This is a genomic window from Sphingomonas alpina, from assembly GCF_014490665.1.
GTDB classification, from domain to species: Bacteria; Pseudomonadota; Alphaproteobacteria; order Sphingomonadales; family Sphingomonadaceae; genus Sphingomonas; species Sphingomonas alpina.
Map to the genome: position 1 here is coordinate 954778 of NZ_CP061038.1, position 25449 is coordinate 980226.

Here is a 25449-nt window from a genome sequence, read left to right on the forward strand (position 1 = left end):
CCGCGAAGGCGGGAGCCCAGACTGGGTTCCCGCCTTCGCGGGAACACAAGAAAGGGGCGATCACTCTCGATTGATGCAGACCAGGGGATAAATGCCGATCCAATTCGGAGCCGAACGGGTTTTGGGCGATCCCGCCAAATCCGCCCCACTTTGGGGTTGCTCCAATCGCCCGATCATGACGTATTTGTCATGCATATGACCTGAAAACGCCAATGCCCGGAGTCTATTCGCGCCCGTCATGACCCAGCAATCCATCTTCTATGATTCATCCGGGCGCAGGCGCCGCCGCTTCGGCGTGGCGGTGGTGGCATTCGTTCTGCTCGTGGTGGTCGCGGTGGCGGCGCTGGCGATCTCGATCGGCGCCGTGCCGCGCGCGCCGCTGCTGCCGGTGGTGGCCGAGCATCCCGCGCTGACCAAGCTGCCGCCGCCGCACGAGCCGCTGCTCAAGCGCACCAAGCACCGTCTGTTCGATTATGCCCGGCTGCTGACCGGCCGCAAGCGCGGCGTGGCCGAGGACGTGCCGCTGGCGATCGGCTTTCATGTGCCATGGGACGAATCCAGCGCGGCGTCGCTGCGCGAGCATATCGGCGAGCTCGACTGGCTGATCCCCGGCTGGGTCTCGGTGACCGGCGCGGATCACAAGATTTCGGTGTTCCGCGACGATGCCGGGCGCAACGTGATCAACCATTCGCCGCATCGCCCGTTGCTGCTGCCGATGATCCAGAACGCGATCCAGGGCGACTGGGATTCGGCCGGGATGGCGGCGCTGCTACGCGCGCCGGCGCAGCGCAAGGCATTGCTCGACCGGCTCGAGCCCTGGCTGGCGGCCAATCAGGCGGGCGGCGCATTCTTCGATTTCGAGGAACTGCCGGCGGCGTCGCAAAAGGATTACCAGGCGTTTCTGCGCGAGGCCAAGGCACGCTTTGCCAAGCGCAACTGGGTGGTCGCGATCGCGGTCCCGGTGGGTGACGAAAGCTGGAACATCAAGGCCTATGCGGCGATCGTCGATCGCGTCTTCCTGATGGCCTATGACGAACATGAGCTGAGCGGCGAACCCGGACCGATCGCGTCGCAGAACTGGTTCGAACAGGCCGTGGCGCGCGCGGCGAACGGCGTGCCCAAGGCCAAGCTGGTCGTGGCGATCGGCAATTACGGCTATGACTGGCACGACAAGGGTGGCGAGCCGCTGGCGGTCGACGAAGCGTGGGAGGCGGCGCAGGAATCGAGTGCGATGCCGGTGTTCGACAAGAATAGCGGCAATAGCGGCTTCGCCTATGAAGAGGGCAAGAGCCGCCATGTCGTGTGGCTGCTCGACGCGGCGTCGGCCTATAATCAGCTGCGCTTCCTCAAGCGCGCTGGCCTTAGCGGCGTGGCGCTGTGGCGGCTCGGGTCGGAGGATCCCGGCCTGTGGTCGATCTTCGGCCGGTCGCACCGCGTGCTGCCGGCGCCGTCGGCAATCAACGCGATCCCCGCCGGTACCGATGTCGATATCGAGGGCAATGGCGAGATATTGAAGATCGCCGCGGTGCCTGTCGCGGGGACACGGCAGACCATCGCCGCGCGCGACGGATCGATCGCCGGGGTCGAGTTCACCCGGTTGCCCTCGCCCTATATCGTGGCGCGCACCGGCTATAAGCCGGGTGAGATCGCGCTGACCTTCGACGACGGGCCCGACCCGACCTGGACGCCGCGTATCCTCGACGTGCTCAAGGCGAAGAACGTCCATGCGACCTTCTTCATCGTCGGCGAGAATGCGTTGACCCAGCGCTCGCTGCTCAACCGCATGGTTGCCGAGGGGCATGAAATCGGCAGCCACACCTATACCCATCCCAATCTGGCCGGGGCCTCGCCTGCGGAAACCGCGTTCCAGCTCAACACCACGCAGCGATTGTTCCAGGCGTTCACCGGGCGCTCGCTGCGGCTGTTCCGCGCGCCCTATTTCGGGGACGCCGAGCCAACCACGGCGGACGAGATCGAGCCGGCGCTGCAGGCGCAGGATCGCGGCTATATCTCGGTCGGGCTGCATGTCGATCCCGACGACTGGAAGCGCCCCGGCGTGCAGGCGATCATCGACAAGACGCTGAGCATGGTGGACGCCGGCAAGGCGCCGTGCGGCAGCAATTCCCCGGCCAATTGCAGCCGCAACGTGGTGCTGCTCCATGATGCCGGTGGCAATCGTGCGCAGACGCTCGCCGCATTGCCGGTGATCATCGATCAGCTGCGCGCGCGGGGCTATACGCTGGTGCCGGTGTCGACGCTGGCGGGCATTCCGCGCGACGTCGCGATGCCGCCAATCTCGGCGAGCGACCGGCTCGCGGCGCAGGTCGACCTGTTCATCTTCGGCACGCTCGGCACGATCGTCACCGCGCTGGGGTGGATCTTCCTGTTCGCGATCACGATCGGCATCCTGCGTGCGCTGACCCTGTCGGCGCTGGCGCTGATCCAGGCGCGGCGCGAGGCGCGGATGGTGTTCCCGGCGATCGATCCGGCGCGTTTCGTGACGGTGATGATCCCGGCGTTCAACGAGGAGACGGTGATCGTGCGCGCGGTCCAGGGCGTGCTCGCCTCCACCGATGTGCGGATCGAAGTGATCGTGATCGACGATGGCTCCAGCGACCGGACCAGCCAGATGGTGCAAGAGGCGTTTGCGGACGAGCCGCGCGTGCGGCTGCTCACGCTGGAGAATGGCGGCAAGGCGCGCGCGCTCAATCGCGGGCTGGAACTGGCGACGGGTGAGATCATCATTGCGCTCGATGCCGACACCCAGTTCGAGGCGACGACGATCGCGCGGCTGGCGCGCTGGTTCGCCGATCCAGCGCTGGGCGCGGTCGCGGGCAACGCGAAGGTCGGCAACCGCGTCAACCTGGTCACCAAATGGCAGGCGCTGGAGTATATCACGGCGCAGAATCTCGAACGGCGCGCGCTGGCGCGGCTCGATGCGATCACCGTCGTGCCGGGCGCGGTCGGCGCGTGGCGGCTGGCGGCGATCCGGCAGGTCGGCGGCTATCCCGACGACACGCTGGCCGAGGATCAGGACCTGACCATCGCGATCCAGCGTGCCGGATGGCGCGTGACCTATGACCAATATGCCGTTGCCTGGACCGAAGCGCCGGAGAGCTTTGCCGGCCTGGCCAAGCAGCGTTTCCGCTGGGCGTTCGGCACGTTGCAATGCCTGTGGAAGCATCGTCGGGTGATGGCCAGCGGCAAACCGCGCGGGCTGGCGCGGGTCGGCTTGCCGCAGGCGATCGTATTCCAGATCATCCTTGCCTCGATCTCGCCGATCATCGACCTCGCGCTGATCGTCAGCTTCATCACCACCTGGGTCGCGGTCCAGGCGCATGGCTGGGCGCAGACCCAGCATGATGTCGAGAAGATGCTGATCTACTGGCTGGTGTTCACCGCGATCGACCTGCTCGCGGCGACGATCGCCTTTGCGCTGGAGCGGCGCGAGAATTGGCGGCTATTGTGGCTGCTGATTCCGCAGCGCATCGGGTATCGCCAGGTGATGTATTATGTCGTGCTGAAAGCGATCACTCAGGCATTGCGCGGCCCGCGCGTCGGCTGGGGCAAGCTGGCGCGGACCGGGCGAGTGAGCGTTTAGGGCAAGGTCGGTTTGGACAGGGCAGGGCCCCATTTCAAGGACACTCCCCCTCGGTTCGTTTCGAGCGAAGTCGAGGAACTGCTTGCAGCGTGTGTGGCTTGTTTCTCGACTTCGCTCGAAACGAACGGGAGAGGGATGTCTGGTAGGTTAGTCTAAGCCAGTTCGAAGCTGCCCTTCAGGCCACCCACCGATGAGGTGCCGAGCCAGATGTCGAAGGCGCCGGGCTCGACCGTCCATTTGTCTCCGGCCCAGAAGCGCAGGTCGGCTGCGGCGAGGGTGAAGCGCACCTGCTTCGTCTCCCCCGGTGCGAGCGTGATGCGGTCGAAACGCTTCAGCTCGCGCACCGGGCGGGTGCGGCTGGCGACGCGATCACGAATGTAGAGCTGCACCACTTCGGTACCAGCGGCCTTGCCGGTATTGGCGATGGTCGCCGTGACGACGAGCGTGCCGTTCAACGTCAGTGGCCCACCGACCTGAAGCGCCGAGAGCGCGAAGCTGGTGTAGCTGAGGCCATGTCCGAACGGGTACAGCGCGTCGTTGTTCGTCTCGCGATAGCGCGCCTTATATTCCTCGCCGGGCGTGCCCGCGGCGGGGCGGCCGGTGGTCTTGTGATTGTAGAAGAACGGCTCCTGGCCACTTTCGTGCGGGAAGCTGACCGGCAGCTTGGCCGAGGGATTGACCGTGCCGAACAATATGTCGGCGATGGCGTTGCCGGCTTCGCTGCCGAGGAACCAGGTGGCGAGGATCGCCGGCGCATCCTTGACCGCGCCCGACAGCGCCAGCGCGCGGCCGTGGCGCAACAGGATGATGACCGGCTTGCCGGTTGCCGCGACCGCTTCGACGAGCGCCTGCTGTGCCGGCGGCACGATGATCGCGGTACGCGACTGCGCTTCGCCCGACATGTTCTGCGTCTCGCCGATCGCGAGCAGCACCACGTCGGCCGCACGCGCCGCCGCGACCGCGGCCTCGATCCCCCGGGCAGGGCCGCTTCGACATCGCTGCCCTTGACCACATCGAGCTGCTTCGGATCCGCCAGCTTCGCGCGGATGCCGCTCGCCAGATCGACGTTGATCGTCTTCTCCGCCATGAAGGCCCACATGCCGACGACATTGTCGCGGTCGTCGCCGAACGGGCCGATCAGGGCGATGCGGCCGGGATTGGATTTGAGCGGCAACAGGCCGCCATCGTTCTTGAGCAGCACGATCGAACGCGCACCGGACTCGCGCGACAGCTTGCGCAGCGCCGGGCTGGTGACCTGGGTGCGCTCGGCCTTGGCGTCCATCGAACGGTAGGGATTGTCGAACAGGCCGATCGTGTCCTTCAGCTGCAGCACGCGACGGACCGAGGCGTCGACCGCGGCGACCGGCACCTCGCCGGCCTCGACCAAGGCAGGCAGATGGAGGTTGTAGAGATTGCTCGACATGCTCATGTCGACACCCGCCAGGAACGCCTTTTTCGCGGCATCTCGGCCGTCGGCAGCATAGCCGTGCGCGATCAGTTCCTCATCCGCGGTCCAGTCGGACACGACCAGGCCCTTGAACGCCCATTCGCCGCGCAGCAGATCGGTCAGCAGCCAGTGATTGCCGGTGGCGGGCACGCCGTTGATATCGTTGAATGCCGACATGGTGGTGACCGCACCGGCCGCGAAGCTGCTTTCGAATGGCGGGAAATGAATCTCGCGCAGCGCCTCCATCGAGATGTCGACGCTGTTGTAATCCATGCCCGCGCCAACCGCACCATAAGCGGCGAAATGCTTCGGGCAGGCGAGCATGCGAGTCGGATCGCGCAGATCCTTGCCCTGGAACCCGCGCACGCGAGCAGCCGCCATCGCCTGGCCGAGGCAGGTATCCTCGCCCGAGCCTTCGGCGACGCGACCCCAGCGCTGGTCACGCGCGACATCGACCATTGGTGCGAAGGTCCAGTGAATGCCAAGCGCTGTGGATTCGAGCGCCGCGCCGCGCGCGGTGAGCTCCGCCAGATCGGGGTCGAACGATCCGGCCTCGGCCAGCGGGATCGGGAAGATCGTGCGCAACCCATGGATGACATCGGCGCCGAAGATCAGCGGAATACCCAGCCGGGTTTCCTCCAGCGCCATGCGTTGCATCGTGCGACCGCCGGCGACACCGGTGCCGTTGAACAGCATGCCGACACGCCCAGCGCGGATGTTGGCGAGCTGTGTCGCCGTATTGCCCGACGCCGCACCGGGATTGAACACGATGCCGGGCGCGCGAAGCAGGTCGCTGAAACAGCTGAGCTGACCGGCCTTTTCGGCGAGGGTCATGCGTGCGATCAGGCTTTCGATGCGGTCCGACTGCGCCAGCGCGACGCGTGGCGCGAGGGCGAAGCCGGCGACCATTGCACCGGATTGGAGAAGCGCACGGCGGGAAAGCTGCATGAGGGTGATATCCTGGGGGCGGGCGTGTTGTTTAACGGACGAAACATAGCAGGGGAATGACGTTCGCGACCGAAGTTGTGAACGTTCTCATATAATGCGCCGCGAGTCACGATGCGATCGGATTCGATAAGACGTGTCGTGAGGGGAAAACCATCATTGCCGTCGATATCAGACCTTCCAACCGGAAGCGGGCCTGACCTCGGATCCGGGAGCAGTCCAACGCGGTCACGGTCGAAAGCCTCGATATGCGGTTTATCGAGCCTGACGCGGCAACGCGATCGACCACGCCGGCAATCCTGCTTGTGCTTCTGCCCTTGTCTTGCCAAAGAGCTTTCAGGGGGAGCTATATGACGGGGGCGTCGTGTATTTCATGGTGTCTGGTGGTCGGGTTGGCAGTCATGCCATCCGCCGCCGGTGCGCAGGCAACCGAGGCGATGCCGGCGGCTGCCGCAGCGGCGACGCCAGAACCGAGCCCGGTGGCGGACGGCTTTGCCCGCATCCCAGCCAACACACCGGTCAATTTCGAAATCGTCGATGCGCTGAGTTCGAAGACCAGCAAGGTCGATCAGATGTTCGCGATCCGACTGCTCGATCCGGTGACGGTCGACGGAAAGGTCGTACTTCCGGCAGGCATCGTCGGCGAGGGGCAGGTGGTTCATGCCGCCAAAGCGACAGGATTGGGTAAGGCGGGGGAACTGATCCTCGCCGCGCGATACATGCAGTGCGGCGACTCGAAGATCGGGCTGCGCGGACTCAAGCTCGGTGGGACGGGTCAGGACAAGACCGGCACGTTGATGGCCGCGACGATCGCGGTTGGCGTCATTGCCACGCCATTGATGTTCATGAAGGGCGGGGAAACGATCATCCCGGCCAAGGCCTTCGCTCATGCCCGGTTGAGCAAGCCGGTCGATATCCAGATGTCGCCGACGCCACAATGCACCGGTTCAGGGCCGATGGTGGCGCCATCCGCGGAGTCCGGCCCCATGACGGTCCCTGCATCGGCGGAGCCGAAACCCATGGTCGTACCGACTTCGTCACCAGCAACACAAACGCCGGCGACCGTGCCGGCATCCGTTTCCAACCAAGAGGGGAAGTCCGAATGAAGAAGAATATCGCATCGCTGATGCTCGCCGTCGCCGTGGCGGGGATGGCGGTTCCCGCGATCGCACAGGATGGTGCTGCTGCGGCCACCGCCGCGATCGCCACCAAGTCGGGCACGATCGGGGCCCCTGCCGCCGGCAAGGGCATGATCGTCTTCTATCGCCCCGGGTCGCTGATGGGTGCGGCACTGGGTTGCACCGTGCGTGAAGGCGAGGGCGCTGCCGAACAGCAGATCGCACGGCTCGGATCGGGCAAATATTGGGTCCATATGGCTGAGCCCGGCAAGCATGCCTATCGCACCGAGGGGGAGAAGACGGACGTCCTCAATCTCGAGATCGAGCCTGACGAAACCTATTTCGTGAAGTGCAAGATCGGCATGGGCATCATGGCCGGTCGCGCCAATATTTCGCCGTCGGATCAGGCGGAGTTCGGCAAGAAGGCCAAGGGCCTGAAACTCTGGGAGCCGAAGGCGGACAAGGACGACAAGGGTGCCAAGCCTGTCGAAGAAAAGGCCACGGAAGAGAAGAAATAACCGACCGTCGCGCTGGCGACGGAAGACAGGAAGGCCGTTGCCCGGATGATCCGGGCAACGGCCTTTTCAATGGGGTTTGATGCAAGTGGGACAGAAGCGGGCCGATCCTGCAACCGGACGGTAATGCCGGGTCGTCGTCTCATATACAGGCCTGACCGGTGACGACCGATCCTTCGCCGCCCGGCCATTCCACGCGCCTGCCCCAAGGGACTAACGCTGATGCCTATTTCGCGGAGTAGGTCACGGCCTCTATCTTGTGACCGTCCGGATCGCGGACAAAGGCACCATAATAATTGGCATCATAGTCCGGCCGCAGCCCCGGCGCACCATCGTCGCTGCCACCATGGGCCAGTGCCGCAGCATGGAACCGATCGACCATCGAACGGTCTTCCACGGCAAAGGCGATGTGAGCGCCATTGCCGACGGTTGCGGGTTTTCCGTCAATCGGGATCTGGACGCTGAAGTGAAAAGTGCCACTTCCGTAACCTAATCCACCCTCGTCCTCGGCCATCGGCATAATGCCGATGATAGGCAAAACGGCGTCATAGAAACGCTTGGAGCGCCTCATATCATTCGTCCCGACCGAAACATGATGGATCACGACAGCCTCCGTTCTGATTCGTCCGAGAACGGCCGCCTCCGCATTTTGCTCCCAGACAAGGCGCCGATCGGCCCTCGGCCAGCGAAGCTGGCTGGCGGCAAGTGACCCATTTCTCAAGATTCACCTGCAGATCATACCTGCCTGTCAGCGGCATTGGAAATTTCCGCCTGATCCATGCCAAACCGCAAGATCGGTCGAGCAGGTCATGGCCGATGGCGACTAGCTGGTGCCGCCACGGAGGACGGGACGATGAAGGCGGCGTTTCAAAACTATCACGCCCGGATGCAGCGGGTGCTGGATTATATCGACGGGCATCTGGACGGCGATCTGGACCTGGAAACGGTGAGCCGCATAGCGGCTTTCTCGAAGTTTCATTTCCACCGGCAGTTCATGGCGACTTTCGAACTGTCCCTGCACCGCTATGTCCAGCTTGCTCGTATGAAGCGTGCTTCACACCAGCTGGCCCATATCGACGCCCAAAGCGTCACGGACATAGCGATGGATGCCGGTTACGACGCACCGGACGCCTTTGCACGAGCGTTTCGGCAACGGTTGGGACAATCGCCTTCGTCGTTCCGCAAATCCCCTGACTGGGGGCCGTGGCTCATGGCCTTCGGGCCGCTCGACAATGCGAGGAGCAAGCTCATGCAGATCATCTTTGAACATGACGACGTGACCATATGCGATGTGCCCCCAACACCGGTGGCGATCATGGAGCATCGCGGAGACCGGGCGATGCTCGGCGACACGTTCCAGCGATTCATCGCCTGGCGCAAGGCGGCCGGCTTGTCGCCTGAGACAAGCCCGACCTTCACCGTCTTCCGTTCGGAAAGAGAGCCCGTGGTCCCAGCCGATTACAGCATGGACCTGTGTATCGGGACGGATCAGCCGATCGAGGCGAATGACGGGCAGATGAAGGCCGGCGTGATCCCGGGCGGACGCTGCGCGGTGCTGCGCTACCCCGGCAATACCAACAATCTGGAGCCCGCCGCGCTGTATCTCTATCGCGACTGGCTTCCGGCCAGCGGCGAGGAAGCACGCGACTTTCCGATCTATTGCCGACGCCGGCTGTCCTTCATCCCGGAGGTGCCGGTACATGAGGTGATCGTGGAATTGTTTCTGCCGCTGAAATAGCGCCGCCGGATGCCGGTCTGGCTCTTCCGATCGTGAGAAGCGGGCCGGCTGTTATCCACCGCTCCCGGCCATTCGCGCGACTGTCGCGGTGAGCGGCATGGCCAAAATGACCCGGTCAACAGGCACCCTCTGTCCGGTGTGGCCGACAGAGGGTGCCGATCGATCAGAAGCTGAACTTCACCGAACCCCCGATGATCCGCGGGTCGTTGACCATCGCGGTCAGATTGTTGAAGTCGATCGCGCTGACCGCGCGGATCTGGTTGGTGATGTTGCGGGCAAAGGCCGCGACCTCGATCCCGCCCGACGTCTTGTAGCCGATGCGCAGGCCACCCTCGAGCGACGATTTCCCGCGGAACTCCGCCGCCGTGTAGAGGAAATAGTTGATCTTGCTGCGATAGGCCCAGTCGGTGAAGGCGAAGATCTCATCGCCATTGGCGAGCGGAATGCCGTAGCGCACCGTCCAGTTGGCGATCCAGCGTGGTGCCTGGGGCAGGTCGTTGCCGTTGAGGATCGCCCGGCCCGCACCATTGAGCGCATTGGTGACGGTGCAGCCGCCGCCGCATACCGCGACCGACTGGGTCGGATCGCGCATCTCGGTGAAATTGTAGGAGAGGCCGGCGGTCAGCACGAGCGGATCGACCGGTCGTGCGTTGAGTTCCGCCTCAAGACCATAGCCGACCGCTTTGTCGACCGTCAGCAGCTTGGCGGAGTTGTTGTTTCCGCCCACGGCGGTGACCTGAAAATCCTTGGTCCGGAAATAATAGCCCGTCAGGTCGAAACGCACCCGGCTGCTGAATTGCGTCTTGATGCCGGCTTCTCCCGAGATCGTGGTCTGCTTCGGTGCAGTGGTCGGGAAGTCACCGAAATTGACCCGGTCCGAAATCGCCGGGCCGAGATAACCGGTGGCGAAGCGAGCATAGATGCTGACCCGGTCGTCGACCTTGTAATTGGCGCTGGCGTCCCAGGAGACATTGTCGCCCTTGACCTTGGTCGTGATCGGTAGCGGCTGACCCGGGAACGCGGCGAGCCCGCCCACCCAGTCGGTCTTGTTATCCTTCGAGTAGCGCACGCCCGCGCGCAGCGTCAGCGCGTCGGTCGCGGCATATTCGATCGAGGCGAACAGGCCGAAATTCTCGTTCTTGTTGTCGTGCAGGACATTCTGCGTGAGGGCACCGGTGCCGTCATAGGCGGTCTCGTTGTAGATCAGCTTCTGGTGGAAATAATAGGCGCCGATCTGCCCGCGTATCCCGTTGAAATCCTCGGTCTCGAAACGCAGTTCCTGGCTGAATTCCTCCGGCTTGGTGGTGCCGCCGGTGTTGACCGGGAAGCCGCCGACATTGATCGCGCCGAGCGTGCAGCCGGGAATGAAGGCATAGCAGCTGCCGCCATCGACATCGCCGGTGCTCTGTACCTTGACCTTCTCGAAGGCCGTGATCGTGTGCAGTGTGCCCACGCCGTCGAATGTGTAGTTGAGCTTCAGATTGGTGCCGAAGGCGTTCAGATTCTGGCTCGTCAGGCCATCGAGCGAGATGCGCTTGATGTCGAAGCCGGTGTTGAAATCATTGCTGCCCGGGCGAAATCCGCCGGCACGGAACAATCGCGGCGTGGCATCGAGATCGCGCGCATGGAAGTTGAGCAGGGCGGAAAAATCACCGCTTTCATAGCCGATCAGCAATCGGCCGGCGAGGTCGCGATAGCCTTCGAGCTTGCGATCGGCGAGGGTGGGGGAGGCGGTGTTGGTGACCCAGTTGTCGCGCCGCTGCAAGATGCCGGAAGCGCGGAAGGTGAAGCCGCCGCCGATCGGGCCGCCAATCGCGGCTTCGGCATTGACCGTATTGTAGGTTGCCCAGGACACGCTGCCATAGCCGCCAAAGGTATCGCTGGGGGCAGTGGAGTTGAGCTTCACCACACCGGCGGGGGTATTGCGGCCGAACAGAGTCCCTTGCGGGCCGCGCAGCACTTCGACGCTGGCGAGATCGAATACCGGGAAGGATTTCAGCATCGGGTTTTCGAGCGCGACATCGTCATAGACGACCGACACCGGCTGCGCTGCGGTCGGATCGAAATCGGTATTGCCCAGGCCGCGGATATAAAAACGCGGGAAGGTGCGGCCGAACGAGGATTCGACCAGCAGGCTGGGGGTGCGGCCGGAAAGGAACCGGACGTCGAGGCCGCTCGAGTTCAGCACGTCGAGCTTTTCGGCCGAGATGGCGGAGACCGCGATCGGCACGTCTCGGCTCGACTCCGCCCGGCGCGTCGCGGTGACGACAATGTCGATCTCATCGGGGGCGGCCTGTTCCTGCGGGGCAGGGGTCTCGTCTTCGGCATGCGCAATGCCGGGCAGCGCAAGACCAAAAGCGAGCAGCGACAGAGTCGTCGTGAGACGAGAAGCCGACAATGCCCGATGTGCTGAGCTGGTTTTCATGGATATCCCCCGTTGAGTATCGGCATCCGCCCCGCAGGCGACTCCATTGTGTCCCGGAGTTCGAGTCAATTCGTAACCGCTCTGTAACAAGGGGCAAGTGAAGCTCGGGCCCCTGGTCCCGATCGTTTCGGATTTGGCCGGGGCTGTTGCATTTCTGACGCAATTTGGTGGGCTATTTTAATCGAACCACTGCAGTCATCCCCGCGAAAGCGGGGATCCCGCTTCTTCGTCTTCTGAGTGCGGGGCAAGGCAGCGGGATCCCCGCTTTCGCGGGGGTGACGAAGACGTCTATTCAGCGAAATTATAGTTAACTATCTGATATAATTATATTATATGACTTGCCGTTGAAATGGCGGGAAGGGAGATATGCGACATTCCGGTGTCCCATATCTCAACCCTCCCGCCGCTAGTCCTCGGTCCTGCCCCCGACCCGATACTCTGTCGCGGAGATGACGGAGAGAAGACGAAATTACGCTGCACAAAGAAAAAGCCGCCGCCCGGACGATCCGGACGGCGGCTTGTTTCTGTCAGCGCCGGGGCGCTACCCGATCATTCCTTGATCAGATACTCGCCCGCATCGGCATCGGTGCCGGTGCCGCTGGTCACGACCGAGGCCAGGGCATCGCTGCCGGTATCGTCGGCGACGTCGCGCAGCTTCTCGGCCGCACGCTCTTCCGCCGCCGAATTCGGCGCGATCAGCACTTCCTGCAGACGACGCTGCTGGACGCGCAGGGCGGCATCACGGCTGGAGGCCGCGACGCGCAGACGGTTCATGCCCGCGCCGGTACCGGCGGGGATGAGACGACCGACGATCACGTTCTCCTTGAGGCCGATCAGCGTGTCCTGCTTGCCCTGGACCGCCGCCTCGGTGAGGACGCGAGTGGTCTCCTGGAACGACGCCGCCGAGATGAAGCTGCGGGTCTGCAGCGACGCCTTGGTGATGCCGAGCAGGACGGGCTTGCCCTGTGCACGACGCTCCTTCTTGTCGAGCTTGTCGTTGATCGCATCCATCTCGTCGCGATCGACCTGCTCGCCCGCCAGCAGCGTGGTATCGCCGCCATCGGTGATCTCGACCTTTTGCAGCATCTGGCGAACGATCACCTCGATGTGCTTGTCGTTGATCTTCACGCCCTGAAGTCGATAAACTTCCTGGATTTCCGAGACGAGATATTCCGCCAGCGGCTCGATGCCGAGCACTTCGAGAATGTCGTGCGGGTCGGGGCTGCCGCCGATCAGGTTGTCGCCACGCTTGACGTAGTCGCCTTCCTGAACGTCGATCACCTTCGACTTGGGCACCAGATACTCGACGACCTCGCCGCCATCCTCGGGCTGAATGCCGATCTTGCGCTTGGCCTTATAGTCCTTGCCGAACACGACACGGCCCGAGACCTTCGCGATGATCGCATTTTCCTTCGGCTTGCGTGCTTCGAACAGCTCCGCCACCCGCGGCAGACCGCCGGTGATGTCGCGGGTCTTGGCAGCTTCGCGGCTGACACGAGCCAGAACGTCACCGCCGGAAACCTGCGCGCCGTCCTCGACCGAGAGCGTGGCGCCCGGTGCAAGCATGTAACGGCCGGCTTCACCCGAGTCCGAGTCGAGCAGGGTCAGGCGCGGACGCAGATCCTCCTTCGACTTGGTCGCGGCGCGATATTCGATGATCACGCGCTGCGAGATGCCGGTGGCTTCGTCTGCCTGCTCGACCAGGGTCTTGCCCTCGATCAGATCGACATACTTCACGACACCGGGGTTTTCCGTGATCACCGGCATGGTGAACGGGTCCCACTCGGCCAGACGATCGCCCTTCGAGACGATATGGCCGTCATCGTACATCACGTACGCGCCGTACGGGATGCGGTGCACCGCACGCTCGCGGCCGTCCATGTCGACGATCGCGATTTCGCCCGAACGGCTCAGCACGACGCGGCGGCCGCGCTGATCCATGATGATGCGAAGGTCGCGATACTCCATCGTCCCGTCGGCAACCGCCTCGAGGTTCGACTGCTCGTTGAGCTGCGCCGCGCCGCCGATGTGGAAGGTCCGCATCGTCAGCTGGGTGCCCGGCTCACCGATCGACTGGGCGGCGATGACGCCGACCGCTTCACCGATGTTGACCGGCGTACCGCGGGCGAGATCGCGCCCGTAGCACTTGCCGCACACGCCGATCTTGGTCTCGCAGACCAGCGGGCTGCGGATCTTCACGGCCTGGGTGCCGATCGCCTCGATCTTCGTGATCATCGGCTCGTCGAGCAGCGTGCCCGAGGGGATGACGATCTCGCCGGTCTTGGTGTCGACAATGTCCTCCGCGGTCGTGCGACCGAGGATGCGCTCGCCGAGCGACGCGATGGTCGAGCCGCCCTGGACGATCGCGCGCATTTCCAGCGCGCGTTCGGTGCCGCAATCATTCTCGATGATCACGCAATCCTGCGACACATCGACCAGACGGCGGGTCAGGTAGCCCGAGTTGGCGGTCTTCAACGCCGTATCCGCGAGACCCTTGCGGGCGCCGTGGGTGGAGTTGAAATATTCGAGGACGGTCAGGCCTTCCTTGAAGTTCGAGATGATCGGCGTTTCGATGATCTCGCCCGACGGCTTGGCCATCAGCCCGCGCATACCCGCCAGCTGCTTGATCTGCGCCTGCGAACCACGAGCACCGGAGTGCGCCATCATGTAGATCGAGTTGATCGGCGCTTCGCGACCGTTCGGCAGCTTCTTCACGGCCTTGATCTCGTCCATCATGGCCGTCGCAACACGATCACCGCAGCCCGACCAGGCGTCGATCACCTTGTTGTACTTCTCCTGATGCGTGATCAGACCGTCCTGATACTGCTGCTCGAAATCCTTCACGAGCGCACGCGTCTCATCGACCAGGCCGACCTTGGCGTCCGGAATGATCATGTCGTCCTTGCCGAACGAAATGCCCGCCTTGAACGCGTGCTTGAAGCCCAATGCCATGATCGCATCGGCGAACAGCACGGTCTCCTTCTGGCCGGTGTGACGATAGACCTCGTCGATCACGTCACCCACATCCTTCTTGGTGAGGAGGCGGTTGACGGTGTCGAACGGCACCTTGGAGCTCTTCGGCAGGCACTCGCCGAGCAGCATGCGGCCCGGGGTGGTCTCATAGCGCTTGAGGTAGGTCTTGCCCTCGGCATCGGTCTGCGGGACGCGCGTGGTGATCTTGGTGTGGAGCGTCACCGCGCCGGCCTCGATCGCCTGATGCACTTCCGCCATGTCGGAGATCAGCATGCCTTCGCCGGGCTCGCCTTCCTTCAGCATCGACAGATAATAGAGACCCAGCACCATGTCCTGCGACGGCACGATGATCGGCTTGCCGTTCGCTGGGCTCAGGATGTTGTTGGTCGACATCATCAGCACGCGTGCCTCGAGCTGGGCTTCCAGCGAGAGGGGAACGTGGACGGCCATCTGATCGCCATCGAAATCGGCGTTGAAGGCCGAACAGACCAGCGGGTGAAGCTGGATCGCCTTGCCCTCGATCAGCACGGGCTCGAACGCCTGGATGCCGAGACGGTGAAGCGTCGGCGCGCGGTTGAGCATGACCGGATGCTCGCGAATGACTTCGTCGAGGATGTCCCAGACTTCCTTGCGCTCCTTCTCGACCCACTTCTTCGCCTGCTTCAGCGTCATGCTGAGGCCCTTGGCGTCGAGGCGCGCATAGATGAACGGCTTGAACAGCTCGAGCGCCATCTTCTTCGGCAGGCCGCACTGATGCAGCTTCAGTTCCGGACCGGTCACGATGACCGAACGACCCGAATAGTCGACGCGCTTGCCGAGCAGGTTCTGACGGAAGCGACCCTGCTTGCCCTTGAGCATGTCGGACAGCGACTTCAGCGGACGCTTGTTGGCGCCGGTGATGGTGCGGCCGCGACGGCCGTTATCGAACAGTGCGTCGACGGCTTCCTGCAGCATGCGCTTTTCGTTGCGGACGATGATGTCCGGCGCACGCAGTTCCATCAGGCGCTTGAGGCGGTTGTTGCGGTTGATCACGCGGCGATACAGATCGTTCAGATCCGAGGTCGCGAAGCGGCCGCCATCCAGCGGCACCAGCGGGCGCAGCTCGGGCGGGATGACCGGAACGACCTCGAGGATCATCCATTCCGGGCGGTTACCCGAATCGATGAAGCTCTCGACGACCTTCAGGCGCTTGATGATCTTCTTCGGCTTCAGTTCCGACTTGGTGACCGCCAGCTCTTCGAGCAGCTCCTTGCGCTCGCCCTCGAGATCGAGGTCCTGAAGCATGATGCGGACCGCTTCGGCGCCGATGCCAGCCGAGAACGCGTCCTCGCCATATTCATCCTGCGCGTCGAGCAGCTCATCCTCGGTCATCAGCTGGTATTTTTCCAGCGGCGTGATGCCCGGCTCGATCACGATATAGGCTTCGAAGTACAGCACGCGCTCGAGCTGCTTGAGCTGCATGTCGAGCAGCAGGCCGATGCGCGACGGCAGCGACTTCAGGAACCAGATATGCGCAACTGGTGCTGCCAGTTCGATATGGCCCATGCGCTCGCGGCGGACCTTCGAAACGGTCACCTCGACGCCGCACTTCTCGCAGACGATGCCCTTGTACTTCATGCGCTTGTACTTGCCGCACAGGCACTCGTAGTCCTTGATCGGACCGAAGATGCGCGCGCAGAACAGGCCGTCACGCTCGGGCTTGAACGTGCGATAGTTGATGGTTTCCGGCTTCTTGATCTCGCCGAAGCTCCATGAGCGGATACGGTCCGGGGACGCGATGCCGATCTGGATCTGGTCAAAGGTTTCGGTCTTGGCGACCGGATTGGCGAAGTTGGTCAGTTCGTTCATGTTCGAACCCTTCCTTGAATTTCTAAACCCTCTCCCCTTGTGGGAGAGGGAGGGGCCCAAGCCGAAGGCTTGGGAGGGTGAGGGGGACTGCCGCGAGTGTCGCGCATTCCCCCTCACCCCCGACCCCCTCTCCCACAAGGGGAGAGGGGAGCAGAAGTTACTCCGCCGCGATCGCGACGCCGTCGGAGTCGAACTGCTCGATGCTCTTCAGCTCGACGTTCAGACCCAGCGAGCGCATTTCCTTGACGAGCACGTTGAAGCTCTCCGGAATGCCGGCCTCGAAGGTGTCGTCGCCCTTGACGATCGCTTCATAGACCTTGGTGCGGCCGACCACGTCGTCGGACTTCACCGTGAGCATTTCCTGCAGGGTATAGGCGGCGCCGTAGGCCTGGAGTGCCCAGACCTCCATCTCACCGAAGCGCTGACCGCCGAACTGCGCCTTACCACCCAGCGGCTGCTGCGTGACGAGCGAGTAGGGGCCGATCGACCGGGCGTGGATCTTGTCGTCCACGAGATGGTGCAGCTTCAGCATATAGATGTAGCCGACGGTGACCTTGCGGTCGAACTTGTCGCCGGTACGCCCGTCGAACAGATCGCTCTGGCCCGACGTATCGAGCCCCGCCAGCGCCAGCATCGCCGAGACATCGGCTTCGCGGGCACCGTCGAACACCGGCGTCGCCATCGGCACGCCGCCGCGCAGGTTCTGCGCCAGTTCGATGATCTCGTCGCCCGTACGGGCGTCGATCTCTGCGTGATACTGCTCGCCATAGACCGTCTTGAGGCGATCCTTGACGACTTCGGGCATCGCGCCGGCCACGGCGTCGGGGTTGGCTTCACGCCAATCCTCCAGCGCCTGGCTGATCTGTTGCCCCAGGCCGCGCGCGGCCCAGCCGAGATGCGTCTCGAAGATCTGACCGACGTTCATCCGCGACGGCACGCCGAGCGGGTTGAGCACGATATCGACCGCGGTGCCGTCGGCGAGGAACGGCATGTCCTCCGCCGGCAGGATGCGGCTGATCACGCCCTTGTTGCCGTGACGGCCGGCCATCTTGTCGCCCGGCTGCAGCTTGCGCTTCACCGCGACGAACACCTTGACCATCTTGAGCACGCCGGGCGGCAGCTCATCGCCACGCTCCAGCTTTTCGCGACGATCGAGGAACTTGTCCTGGATCAGCTTGGCGGCATCGTCATACTGTACCTTGACCGCTTCCAGATCGCTCTGGATCTTGTCGTCGGCAACGGCGAACTTCCACCATTCGTGACGATCGACGCTGTCGAGCAGGTCCTGGTCGATGACCACGCCCTTCTTGACGCCCTTCGGCGCGGCGGTCGCGGTCTGGTCGAGCAGCATTTCCCGCAGGCGCGACCAGGTCGCACGGTTGAGGATGCTGCGCTCGTCGTCCGAGTCCTTCTTCAGGCGCTCGATTTCCTCGCGCTCGATCGCCATCGCGCGCTCGTCCTTGTCGATGCCGTGGCGATTGAACACCCGAACCTCGACAACCGTGCCGGCAACGCCCGGCGGCAGTCGCAGCGAGGTGTCGCGCACGTCTGACGCCTTTTCACCGAAGATGGCGCGGAGGAGCTTTTCCTCCGGCGTCATCGGCGATTCACCCTTGGGGGTGATCTTGCCGGCCAGGATGTCGCCCGGCTCCACTTCGGCGCCGATATAGACGATGCCCGCTTCGTCGAGGTTGCGAAGCGCTTCCTCGCCGACGTTCGGAATGTCGCGCGTGATGTCCTCCGGCCCCAGCTTGGTGTCGCGGGCCATGACTTCGAATTCCTCGATATGGATCGAGGTGAAGACGTCGTCCTTCACGATGCGTTCGGAGATGAGGATCGAATCCTCGTAGTTATAGCCGTTCCACGGCATGAACGCGACGAGGCTGTTGCGGCCCAGCGCGAGCTCACCGAACTCGGTCGAGGGGCCATCGGCGATCACGTCGCCGGTGTTCACCACGTCACCGACCTTCACCAGCGGACGCTGGTTGATGCAGGTGTTCTGGTTCGAGCGCTGGAACTTCATCAGCGTGTAGATGTCGACGCCCGACTGGCCGGCCTCGACGCTGCCCGTTGCGCGGATCACGATACGCGCGGCATCGACCTGGTCGACCACGCCGGCGCGCTTGGCGGAAATCGCCGCACCGGAATCGCGTGCCACGGTCTCTTCCATGCCGGTGCCGACGAACGGCGCCTCGGCCTGAACCAGCGGCACGGCCTGACGTTGCATGTTCGAGCCCATCAGCGCGCGGTTGGCGTCATCGTTTTCCAGGAACGGAATGAGCGATGCGGCGACCGAGACGAGCTGCTTCGGGCTGACGTCCATCAGCGTGATGTTGTCGGGGATCGCCATCAGGAATTCACCCGACTGACGCGACGACACCAGTTCCTCGACAAAGCCCTTCGACGCGTCGAGCTCGGCGTTGGCCTGCGCGATCGTGTGCTTGGCCTCTTCCATCGCCGACAGATAGACGACGTCATCGGTGACCTTATGGTCGACGACCTTGCGGTACGGCGTCTCGATGAAACCGTATTTGTTGACGCGGCTGAAGCTGGCCAGCGAGTTGATCAGGCCGATGTTCGGGCCTTCCGGCGTTTCAATCGGGCAGATGCGGCCATAATGGGTCGGGTGAACGTCGCGGACTTCGAAGCCGGCGCGCTCACGCGTCAGACCACCCGGCCCAAGTGCCGATACGCGGCGCTTGTGAGTGACTTCCGACAGCGGGTTGGTCTGATCCATGAACTGCGACAGCTGCGACGAACCGAAGAATTCACGCACCGCAGCGACCGCCGGCTTGGCGTTGATCAGGTCGTTCGGCATCACGGTCGACACGTCGACCGAGGACATGCGCTCCTTCACGGCGCGCTCCATGCGGAGCAGACCGACGCGGTACTGGTTCTCGAGCAGCTCGCCGACCGAACGCACGCGGCGGTTGCCGAGATTGTCGATATCGTCGATTTCGCCCTTGCCGTCCTTCAGGTCGACCAAGGTCTTCACGACCGCGAGGATATCCTCGGTGCGCAGCGTGGTGACCGTGTCCTCGGCATCGAGGTCAAGGCGCATGTTGAGCTTGACGCGGCCGACCGCCGACAGATCGTAGCGGTCGGGATCGAAGAACAGGCCGCTGAACAGCGACTCTGCGGTTTCGAGCGTTGGCGGCTCGCCGGGGCGCATGACGCGATAGATATCGCTCAGGGCCTGCTCGCGCTCCTCGGCCTTGTCGGCCTTGAGCGTGTTGCGGATCCATGGGCCGGTCGCGACATGGTCGATGTCGAGCAGCTCGATGCGATCGATGCCGGCCTTGTCGAGCAGTTCGAGATTCTCGGACGACACTTCGTCGCCGGCTTCAATATAGATCTGGCCGGTGGTCTCGTTGATCAGGTCATAGGCGCTGTAGCGGCCGAAGATTTCCTCGGTCGGGATCAGCAGGTCGGTCAGGCCGTCCTTGGCTGCCTTGTTGGCGGCGCGTGGGGAAATCTTCTGGCCCGACGGGAACACGACTTCACCGGTCTTCGCATCGATGATGTCGAACATCGGCTTCTGGCCGCGCCAATTCTCCGCCTGGAACGGAATGATCCAGCCGCCCTGGCCGCGCACGAAGGTGACGCGGTTGTAGAAGTAATTGAGGATTTCCTCGCCGGTCAGACCGAGCGCGTACAGCAACGCGGTAACCGGCAGCTTGCGCTTGCGGTCGATCCGGACGTTGACGATGTCCTTCGCGTCGAACTCGAAGTCGAGCCACGAACCGCGATAGGGGATAACGCGCGCAGCGAAGAGATACTTGCCCGATGCGTGGGTCTTGCCGCGGTCATGGTCGAACAGGACGCCCGGCGAGCGGTGCATCTGGCTGACGATCACGCGTTCCGTGCCGTTGATGATGAAGGTGCCGTTGCCCGTCATCAGGGGCATGTCGCCCATGTAGACGTCCTGCTCCTTGATATCGAGGACCGAGCGCGAATCCGTATCGGCATCGACCTCGAACACGATCAGGCGGAGGGTAACGCGCATCGGCGCCGCATAGGTGATGCCGCGCTGACGGCATTCATCGGTGTCGAACTTGGGCGGCTCGAGCTCGTAATTGACGAAGTCGAGTTCGGCGGTGCCGGCGAAATCGCGGATCGGGAAGACCGAGCGCAGGGTCTTTTCGAGGCCGGAGACATAGCCGATCGAGGGATCCGAGCGGAGGAACTGTTCGTAGGATTCGCGCTGAACCTCGATCAGGTTCGGCATCTGCACCACTTCGTGGATGTTGCCGAACACCTTGCGGATGCGGCGCTTTGCGGTGCCGCCCTCGATTGCCTTGGTCGCCATGGATTTTTTTGCCTTACAGCTAAGAATGTCGCGCCCGGCATCCACCGGGGGGCACGCGTAGAGACGCAAAAAAGCCGCATGTCATCCTTATCGGAAAACAGCAGCTTCAAGCGTCTCAAGAACCATAGAGCCCAATTCGATCGATGCGCTGCGCGACGGCACATCATTTCCCGAGGTCTGTGGTGAACTGGCCATATAGGAACCGTGTTGGATTCTGTCAACGCGGGCCGGCAGCCAAGGGTTTGGCTATTACTCGGTCCTGCAGGAATCGAGGGATCGCAACGAATGGCGTCGCAAGCGGAAATATCCGCGAAATAAGTTCAAATAATCGACATCAGTGTCTGTACTTTATCTTGGTGAGCCCAAGATCATTTATGGTGCGGTGCAATAAATATTCCGAGTTATCGTTTCATAAATGGAATGATCGTTCATTCTATGGTCGTTATGGTATCGAAATATTCCATTCATCGGCCACAGATACCCGCTCAACGCAATTCCGATGTTCTGATGGGTCAGAATCGGGGTTCCCTTCATTGAGTCTCCGTTATGAAAATCATGCCCCCACAGCATCGCCGCGCGTTCGCCGCGCTCGTCCCAACCCTGGTACTGCTCGCGGTACCCGCCGTTGCGCAGGAGGTGCAGACCGCGCCGCCGGCACAGGCGGTAGCGCCGCCGCCGGTCGTTCCGACGATCACAGCCACGCCACCGGCGCCGGCAACAGTGGCACCGCCTGCAGCGCAGGTTACGACGCCCGAGCTAGCCGCTGCCGAGCCGGCTGCGGAAGCCACGGCCGCTCCCGTCACGCGCCGGACGACGCGCACGGTTCGCCAGGCGCGCACCGTCACCCGTGCGCCTGCGCCACAGCGCGCCGCGCCGGTCGCTGCCGCGCCCGCGCCCGTCGCCGAGGCTGCGCCGGCAATCACGCCCCCTGCGTCGAATCCGGAAGTCGCGCCGGTTGCCGAAGCGCCCGTTGCGGTCGCACCTGCGCCGGTGCCAGAGGCCGCCGCACCTGCCGCTGATACTGCAACAACGACGACCACGACCGACGCCGCACCGGTTTGGCCGTGGGTGCTCGCCGGCATTGCCGTGCTCGCCATATTGGGCGCGTTGATGTTGCGCCGTCGTCGTCGCGTCGAAGATGTCTATTATGAAGAAACCTATGTCGAGCCGGTCGCGGAAACTGCACCCGCTCATGTCGAGCCGGTTCGCGCCGAGCCGGCGATAGCGCCCGCGCCGCAGTTCATACGTGTGGCACCACTGGCCGCGGCGCCGGTTGCCGCCGCCACGGCTGATGAGCTGGTGGATGCCGTTGCGGTCGAGGCCGAACTGGCCGAGCCGGAGGCGGAAGATGTCGCTGCGCTCACCGCCGGTACCGCGCATGCCGATCGTCCGTGGCTTGAATTCTCGATGCGCCCGGTCCGTGCCGGCAGCAATGCCGAGGACGCGCTGGTCGAAATCGAGCTGACCGTCGGCAATTCCGGTTCGGTTGCCGCCAAGGACGTCCGCATCTCGACCTTCATGTTCGCGACCGAATCCGGCAACGAAGCCGAGATGGAGCGCCTGCTGCTCGAGCGGAGCGGGGACGGCGAGGTCTCACCCGTCACGATCGAACCGGGGGAGGGGACTCGCGTCGATGCCACTTTGTCGCTCTCCAAGGAGGTTCTTGGCGAAGAGGCAAAGACCTTCGTACCGTTCGTGGTCGCCAATGCCCGTTATCGCCTGGCCGATGGCAGCGAGGGCCGCACCAGCGCCTCCTTCACGATCGGCATGAATGACGACGGCACGAACGATGGCAGCGGGGAGATGCGTCCGATCGCGATCCACCGTCAGCAGATGAGCGACAATATCGAGGCGCGGCTGCACGGCGTTCCCCAACACGCCTGAGCCCCGGTCGTTTCGTCACGTCGGGCCCGTCTCTCCCTCGGGAGGGGCGGGTCCTGCCGTATGCGACATTCATCGCCTTTGCCTCTCGCCTTGCCGCGATCGAGGCGGCGGTCGTATGGCATTCAGAAATACTCGGTTAAGGCGCACCAGTGGGGACCATGACGACATTTTTCGTAAGCTGGCTGCGCTTTCTCGCTGTGCCATTATTTTTGACCGCAACCGGCGTCCAGGCACAGAATAGTCAGACGCCCGCGCCAACGCCGACACTCATTCCGGGTCTGGAAGGCTTTCGCCTGCCCGGCGATCGCGGGCCCGCGCCACGACCGGCTCCCACGCCTGCGGTCACGCCCGCGCCGCGCGCCGCGCCGCCGCCGGTCGCGCGGACGGTGCCGCCATCACGCCCCGCTGCCGCGCCGGTATCTCGTGCGACGCCCACACCGCGTGCAGCGCCGCCGCCCAGGGCGGTCGCAACGCCGCGCACGATCACCCCGCCGGTTGCCGTAGCGCCGCCACCGCGCGTCGAGACACCAGTCATAGCGCCCACACCGATCATTCCCGCAACGCCACAGGCTGCTCCGTCGCCGGTGACGACAGCGCCTGAGGCAGTGCCGGTCCCGACGCCGACACCAAGCGCGACCTCGACGCCGGCCGTGACAGGCTATGCCGAGCCGTCCGCCGGCAATGCGCGCTGGTTCATCATCGGGGGTATCGCGGTCGTTCTGATTGCGGGGCTGGGCTGGGCTGGCTGGTTCTTCCTGCGCCGCCGCAACGTCCCCGACGACCGCGAGATCGAGATCGGAATATCCGCTGACGACGGTGAACTGGCTCATGCCTTTCCGCCGACGGCGCCGCCCCAAGCCGGGCCCGAACCAGTGCGCGAACCCCTGGGAGAAGCGCCGCCGCCAGTTGCTCCACGGGCGCCGGTTCTGCCGCCTGAACCAGAGCCGGCACCAGCAATTCAGGAGGCGATCCCGGAGGCACCACGGCCACCCTCCTTTCTCAGGCCCCCGCCTGCGCCTGTTCCGACCGGTCCGCGCGCGCGGATCGAGCTGGCGTTGCGCACACGCCGCGCCGGTACGAACCTGACCAGCGCGGCGGTCGATTACGAGATCGACGTCCGCAACACCGGCGACGCGGCGGCACGGGCGATCCGGCTCGACATCCGTCTGCTCAGTGCAAGCGCGGACCAGGACGCGGTGCTGGCCGCGCTGTTTGCGGCGCCGATCGACAGGCCGCCGGTCGCGCCCTTCGACCTCGATCCGGGTGCGGATATCTCGCTCGGCGGCATGGCGATGATACCCAAGGAATCGCTCAGCATCCTGACCGTGCAGGACAAGGCATTCTTCGTGCCCGTGATGTCGGTGAATGCGCTCTATCATTGGGAGCCGGGCGAAGCGCATGGCGGCAATGGCCAGACCGCCACCGCCTTCGTCATCGGTATCGACCGGGGCGAGGACGCGAAGATGGGGCCGTTCCGCGCCGATACCGGTCCGCGCATGTTCGATGGTGTGAGCCAGCGGCCGCATAATCTGACGATCGAGCGCTGAGCTTTTTCAGTCGAGCGATTCAACAGAGCCACGGGATGCAGCTTGGTGAGCGTCGAACGAGAGGTCACATCGGCGTCTTGTCGCGCTCTTTCACATGGCCACGAAACAGGGGCTGGTATCGCCCCTGTTTCGACCGAAACGGCCCCTGTTATCGCCCCTGTTCCATCCTGTTTTCATAACAGGGGCGGAATCAGCCAAGCTGCTGAAAAAGTGCGCCTAATTCGGCCGCCAGATCCAACATAACAGGGGCTGGAAAATTTAACGCTGAAAACAGGGGATAACAGGGGTGCCAAGCCGAGGCGCGAAAGCGGCACGCTGTGACAGGTGCGCGTAGGGACGTCTGATGGTCGACCATGACCTGTCCTTCCTGCTTCCCCGGCGAGGGGCGGGCCCAGTTGGAGAGGTCAAGGAAACGAACGACGGCAGCAGTTACCGACTGCTTCACGACTGGATCCCGGCCTTCGCCGGGAAAGATGAGAATGAGGCCAGATCACTATATGTTGGTCTGACTCCACGCGCTCTTCCATGAAAAAGGGCGGCCCCTTGGCAGGAGCCGCCCTTTCTTTTCGCTGGCCGGTATGGGCAAAGCCCATGCCTGTCGACCGATCCCAAGGGACCGCCGGCCGGCCTTGCGGGAATACGGTTTAGCGTTGCCGCTAAACCGTCTCTCCGCTTGCTTACTTGATCTCGACAGTCGCGCCGGCTTCTTCCAGCTGCTTCTTGATCTTTTCGGCTTCGTCCTTCGAAACGCCTTCCTTGACGGCCTTGGGAGCCGACTCGACCAGCGTCTTGGCTTCGGTCAGGCCGAGCGCGGTGATCGCACGGACTTCCTTGATGACGTTGATCTTCTTGCCACCGTCGCCGGTCAGGATGACGTCGAATTCGGTCTTCTCTTCAGCTGCCGGAGCTGCTGCGCCGCCGCCACCGGCTGCTGGTGCTGCAACCGCTGCTGCGGCCGAAACGCCCCACTTCTCTTCGAGCAGCTTCGACAGCTCGGCTGCTTCAAGGACGGTCAGTTCGCTCAGCTGGTCAACCAGCGCGTTCAGGTCTGCCATGTGTATTCTCCAGTTCGGGGCTTTCTGCCCCATCGGTTCAGTTC

At 63.6% G+C, this 25449-nt stretch carries 11 protein-coding genes and 1 pseudogene; 6 read left to right on the forward strand and 6 right to left on the reverse strand.

Annotated elements, in window-relative coordinates:
• Positions 1-238: 238 nt before the first annotated feature.
• Positions 239-3601 (forward strand): polysaccharide deacetylase family protein, encoded by a 3363-nt coding sequence (locus H3Z74_RS04445; protein WP_187762774.1) that lies wholly within the window; start codon positions 239-241, stop codon positions 3599-3601.
• Between the two features lie 152 nt (positions 3602-3753).
• Here H3Z74_RS04445 and bglX read toward each other — a convergent pair.
• A pseudogene (gene bglX / locus H3Z74_RS24825) lies at positions 3754-5996 on the reverse strand (beta-glucosidase BglX).
• Positions 5997-6394: 398 nt separating this feature from the next.
• Between bglX and H3Z74_RS04455 the strand changes: the two are divergent.
• Together H3Z74_RS04455 and H3Z74_RS04460 are read left to right on the forward strand one after the other, a co-directional pair.
• Positions 6395-7099: a hypothetical protein gene (locus H3Z74_RS04455; protein WP_187762775.1), complete on the forward strand. Its 705-nt coding sequence runs from the start codon at positions 6395-6397 to the stop codon at positions 7097-7099.
• Positions 7096-7629, forward strand: coding sequence for a hypothetical protein (locus H3Z74_RS04460; RefSeq protein ID WP_187762776.1), 534 nt, complete (start codon positions 7096-7098; stop codon positions 7627-7629). The genes H3Z74_RS04455 and H3Z74_RS04460 overlap by 4 nt, the downstream gene beginning before the upstream one ends.
• A 223-nt stretch (positions 7630-7852) precedes the next feature.
• Here H3Z74_RS04460 and H3Z74_RS04465 read toward each other — a convergent pair whose 3' ends face one another.
• Positions 7853-8230 (reverse strand): VOC family protein, encoded by a 378-nt coding sequence (locus H3Z74_RS04465; protein WP_187762777.1) that lies wholly within the window; start codon positions 8228-8230, stop codon positions 7853-7855.
• Between the two features lie 249 nt (positions 8231-8479).
• On the opposite strand from H3Z74_RS04465, the gene H3Z74_RS04470 reads away from it, so the two are divergent.
• On the forward strand, positions 8480-9364 hold the full coding sequence (locus H3Z74_RS04470; protein WP_187762778.1) for an AraC family transcriptional regulator: 885 nt from the start codon (positions 8480-8482) through the stop codon (positions 9362-9364).
• Positions 9365-9527: 163 nt separating this feature from the next.
• On the opposite strand, the gene H3Z74_RS04475 is transcribed toward H3Z74_RS04470, so the two are convergent.
• The 3 genes from H3Z74_RS04475 to rpoB form a co-directional block, all read right to left on the reverse strand.
• Positions 9528-11789 (reverse strand): TonB-dependent receptor, encoded by a 2262-nt coding sequence (locus tag H3Z74_RS04475; protein ID WP_187762779.1) that lies wholly within the window; start codon positions 11787-11789, stop codon positions 9528-9530.
• Between the two features lie 549 nt (positions 11790-12338).
• On the reverse strand, positions 12339-16610 hold the full coding sequence (rpoC, locus tag H3Z74_RS04480) for a DNA-directed RNA polymerase subunit beta' (protein ID WP_187762780.1): 4272 nt from the start codon (positions 16608-16610) through the stop codon (positions 12339-12341).
• 157 nt (positions 16611-16767) lie between these two features.
• On the reverse strand, positions 16768-20919 hold the full coding sequence (gene rpoB / locus H3Z74_RS04485) for a DNA-directed RNA polymerase subunit beta (RefSeq protein ID WP_187762781.1): 4152 nt from the start codon (positions 20917-20919) through the stop codon (positions 16768-16770).
• Positions 20920-21465: 546 nt separating this feature from the next.
• Between rpoB and H3Z74_RS04490 the strand changes: the two genes are divergently transcribed.
• A complete protein-coding gene (locus H3Z74_RS04490; RefSeq protein WP_187762782.1) occupies positions 21466-22803 on the forward strand; it encodes a hypothetical protein in 1338 nt (445 codons plus the stop codon).
• A 158-nt stretch (positions 22804-22961) separates the two neighbouring features.
• Positions 22962-24350: a hypothetical protein gene (locus H3Z74_RS24305; RefSeq protein WP_229726882.1), complete on the forward strand. Its 1389-nt coding sequence runs from the start codon at positions 22962-22964 to the stop codon at positions 24348-24350.
• Positions 24351-25027: 677 nt separating this feature from the next.
• Here the strand turns inward: H3Z74_RS24305 and rplL are convergent.
• Entirely contained in the window at positions 25028-25405 is a 378-nt protein-coding gene (rplL, locus tag H3Z74_RS04500) for a 50S ribosomal protein L7/L12 (protein ID WP_034156745.1), read from the reverse strand.
• Between the last annotated feature and the right edge of the window lie 44 nt (positions 25406-25449).

Bases quoted from the DNA above. Each gene is read 5' to 3' on its own strand.
- H3Z74_RS04445 (WP_187762774.1), top strand. From the start codon at position 239: ATGACCCAGCAATCCATCTTCTATGATTCATCCGGGCGCAGGCGCCGC.
- H3Z74_RS04455 (WP_187762775.1), top strand. From the start codon at position 6,395: ATGCCATCCGCCGCCGGTGCGCAGGCAACCGAGGCGATGCCGGCGGCT.
- H3Z74_RS04460 (WP_187762776.1), top strand. From the start codon at position 7,096: ATGAAGAAGAATATCGCATCGCTGATGCTCGCCGTCGCCGTGGCGGGG.
- H3Z74_RS04470 (WP_187762778.1), top strand. From the start codon at position 8,480: ATGAAGGCGGCGTTTCAAAACTATCACGCCCGGATGCAGCGGGTGCTG.
- H3Z74_RS04475 (WP_187762779.1), bottom strand. From the start codon at position 11,789: ATGAAAACCAGCTCAGCACATCGGGCATTGTCGGCTTCTCGTCTCACG.
- rpoC (WP_187762780.1), bottom strand. From the start codon at position 16,610: ATGAACGAACTGACCAACTTCGCCAATCCGGTCGCCAAGACCGAAACC.
- rpoB (WP_187762781.1), bottom strand. From the start codon at position 20,919: ATGGCGACCAAGGCAATCGAGGGCGGCACCGCAAAGCGCCGCATCCGC.
- H3Z74_RS04490 (WP_187762782.1), top strand. From the start codon at position 21,466: ATGAAAATCATGCCCCCACAGCATCGCCGCGCGTTCGCCGCGCTCGTC.
- H3Z74_RS24305 (WP_229726882.1), top strand. From the start codon at position 22,962: ATGACGACATTTTTCGTAAGCTGGCTGCGCTTTCTCGCTGTGCCATTA.
- rplL (WP_034156745.1), bottom strand. From the start codon at position 25,405: ATGGCAGACCTGAACGCGCTGGTTGACCAGCTGAGCGAACTGACCGTC.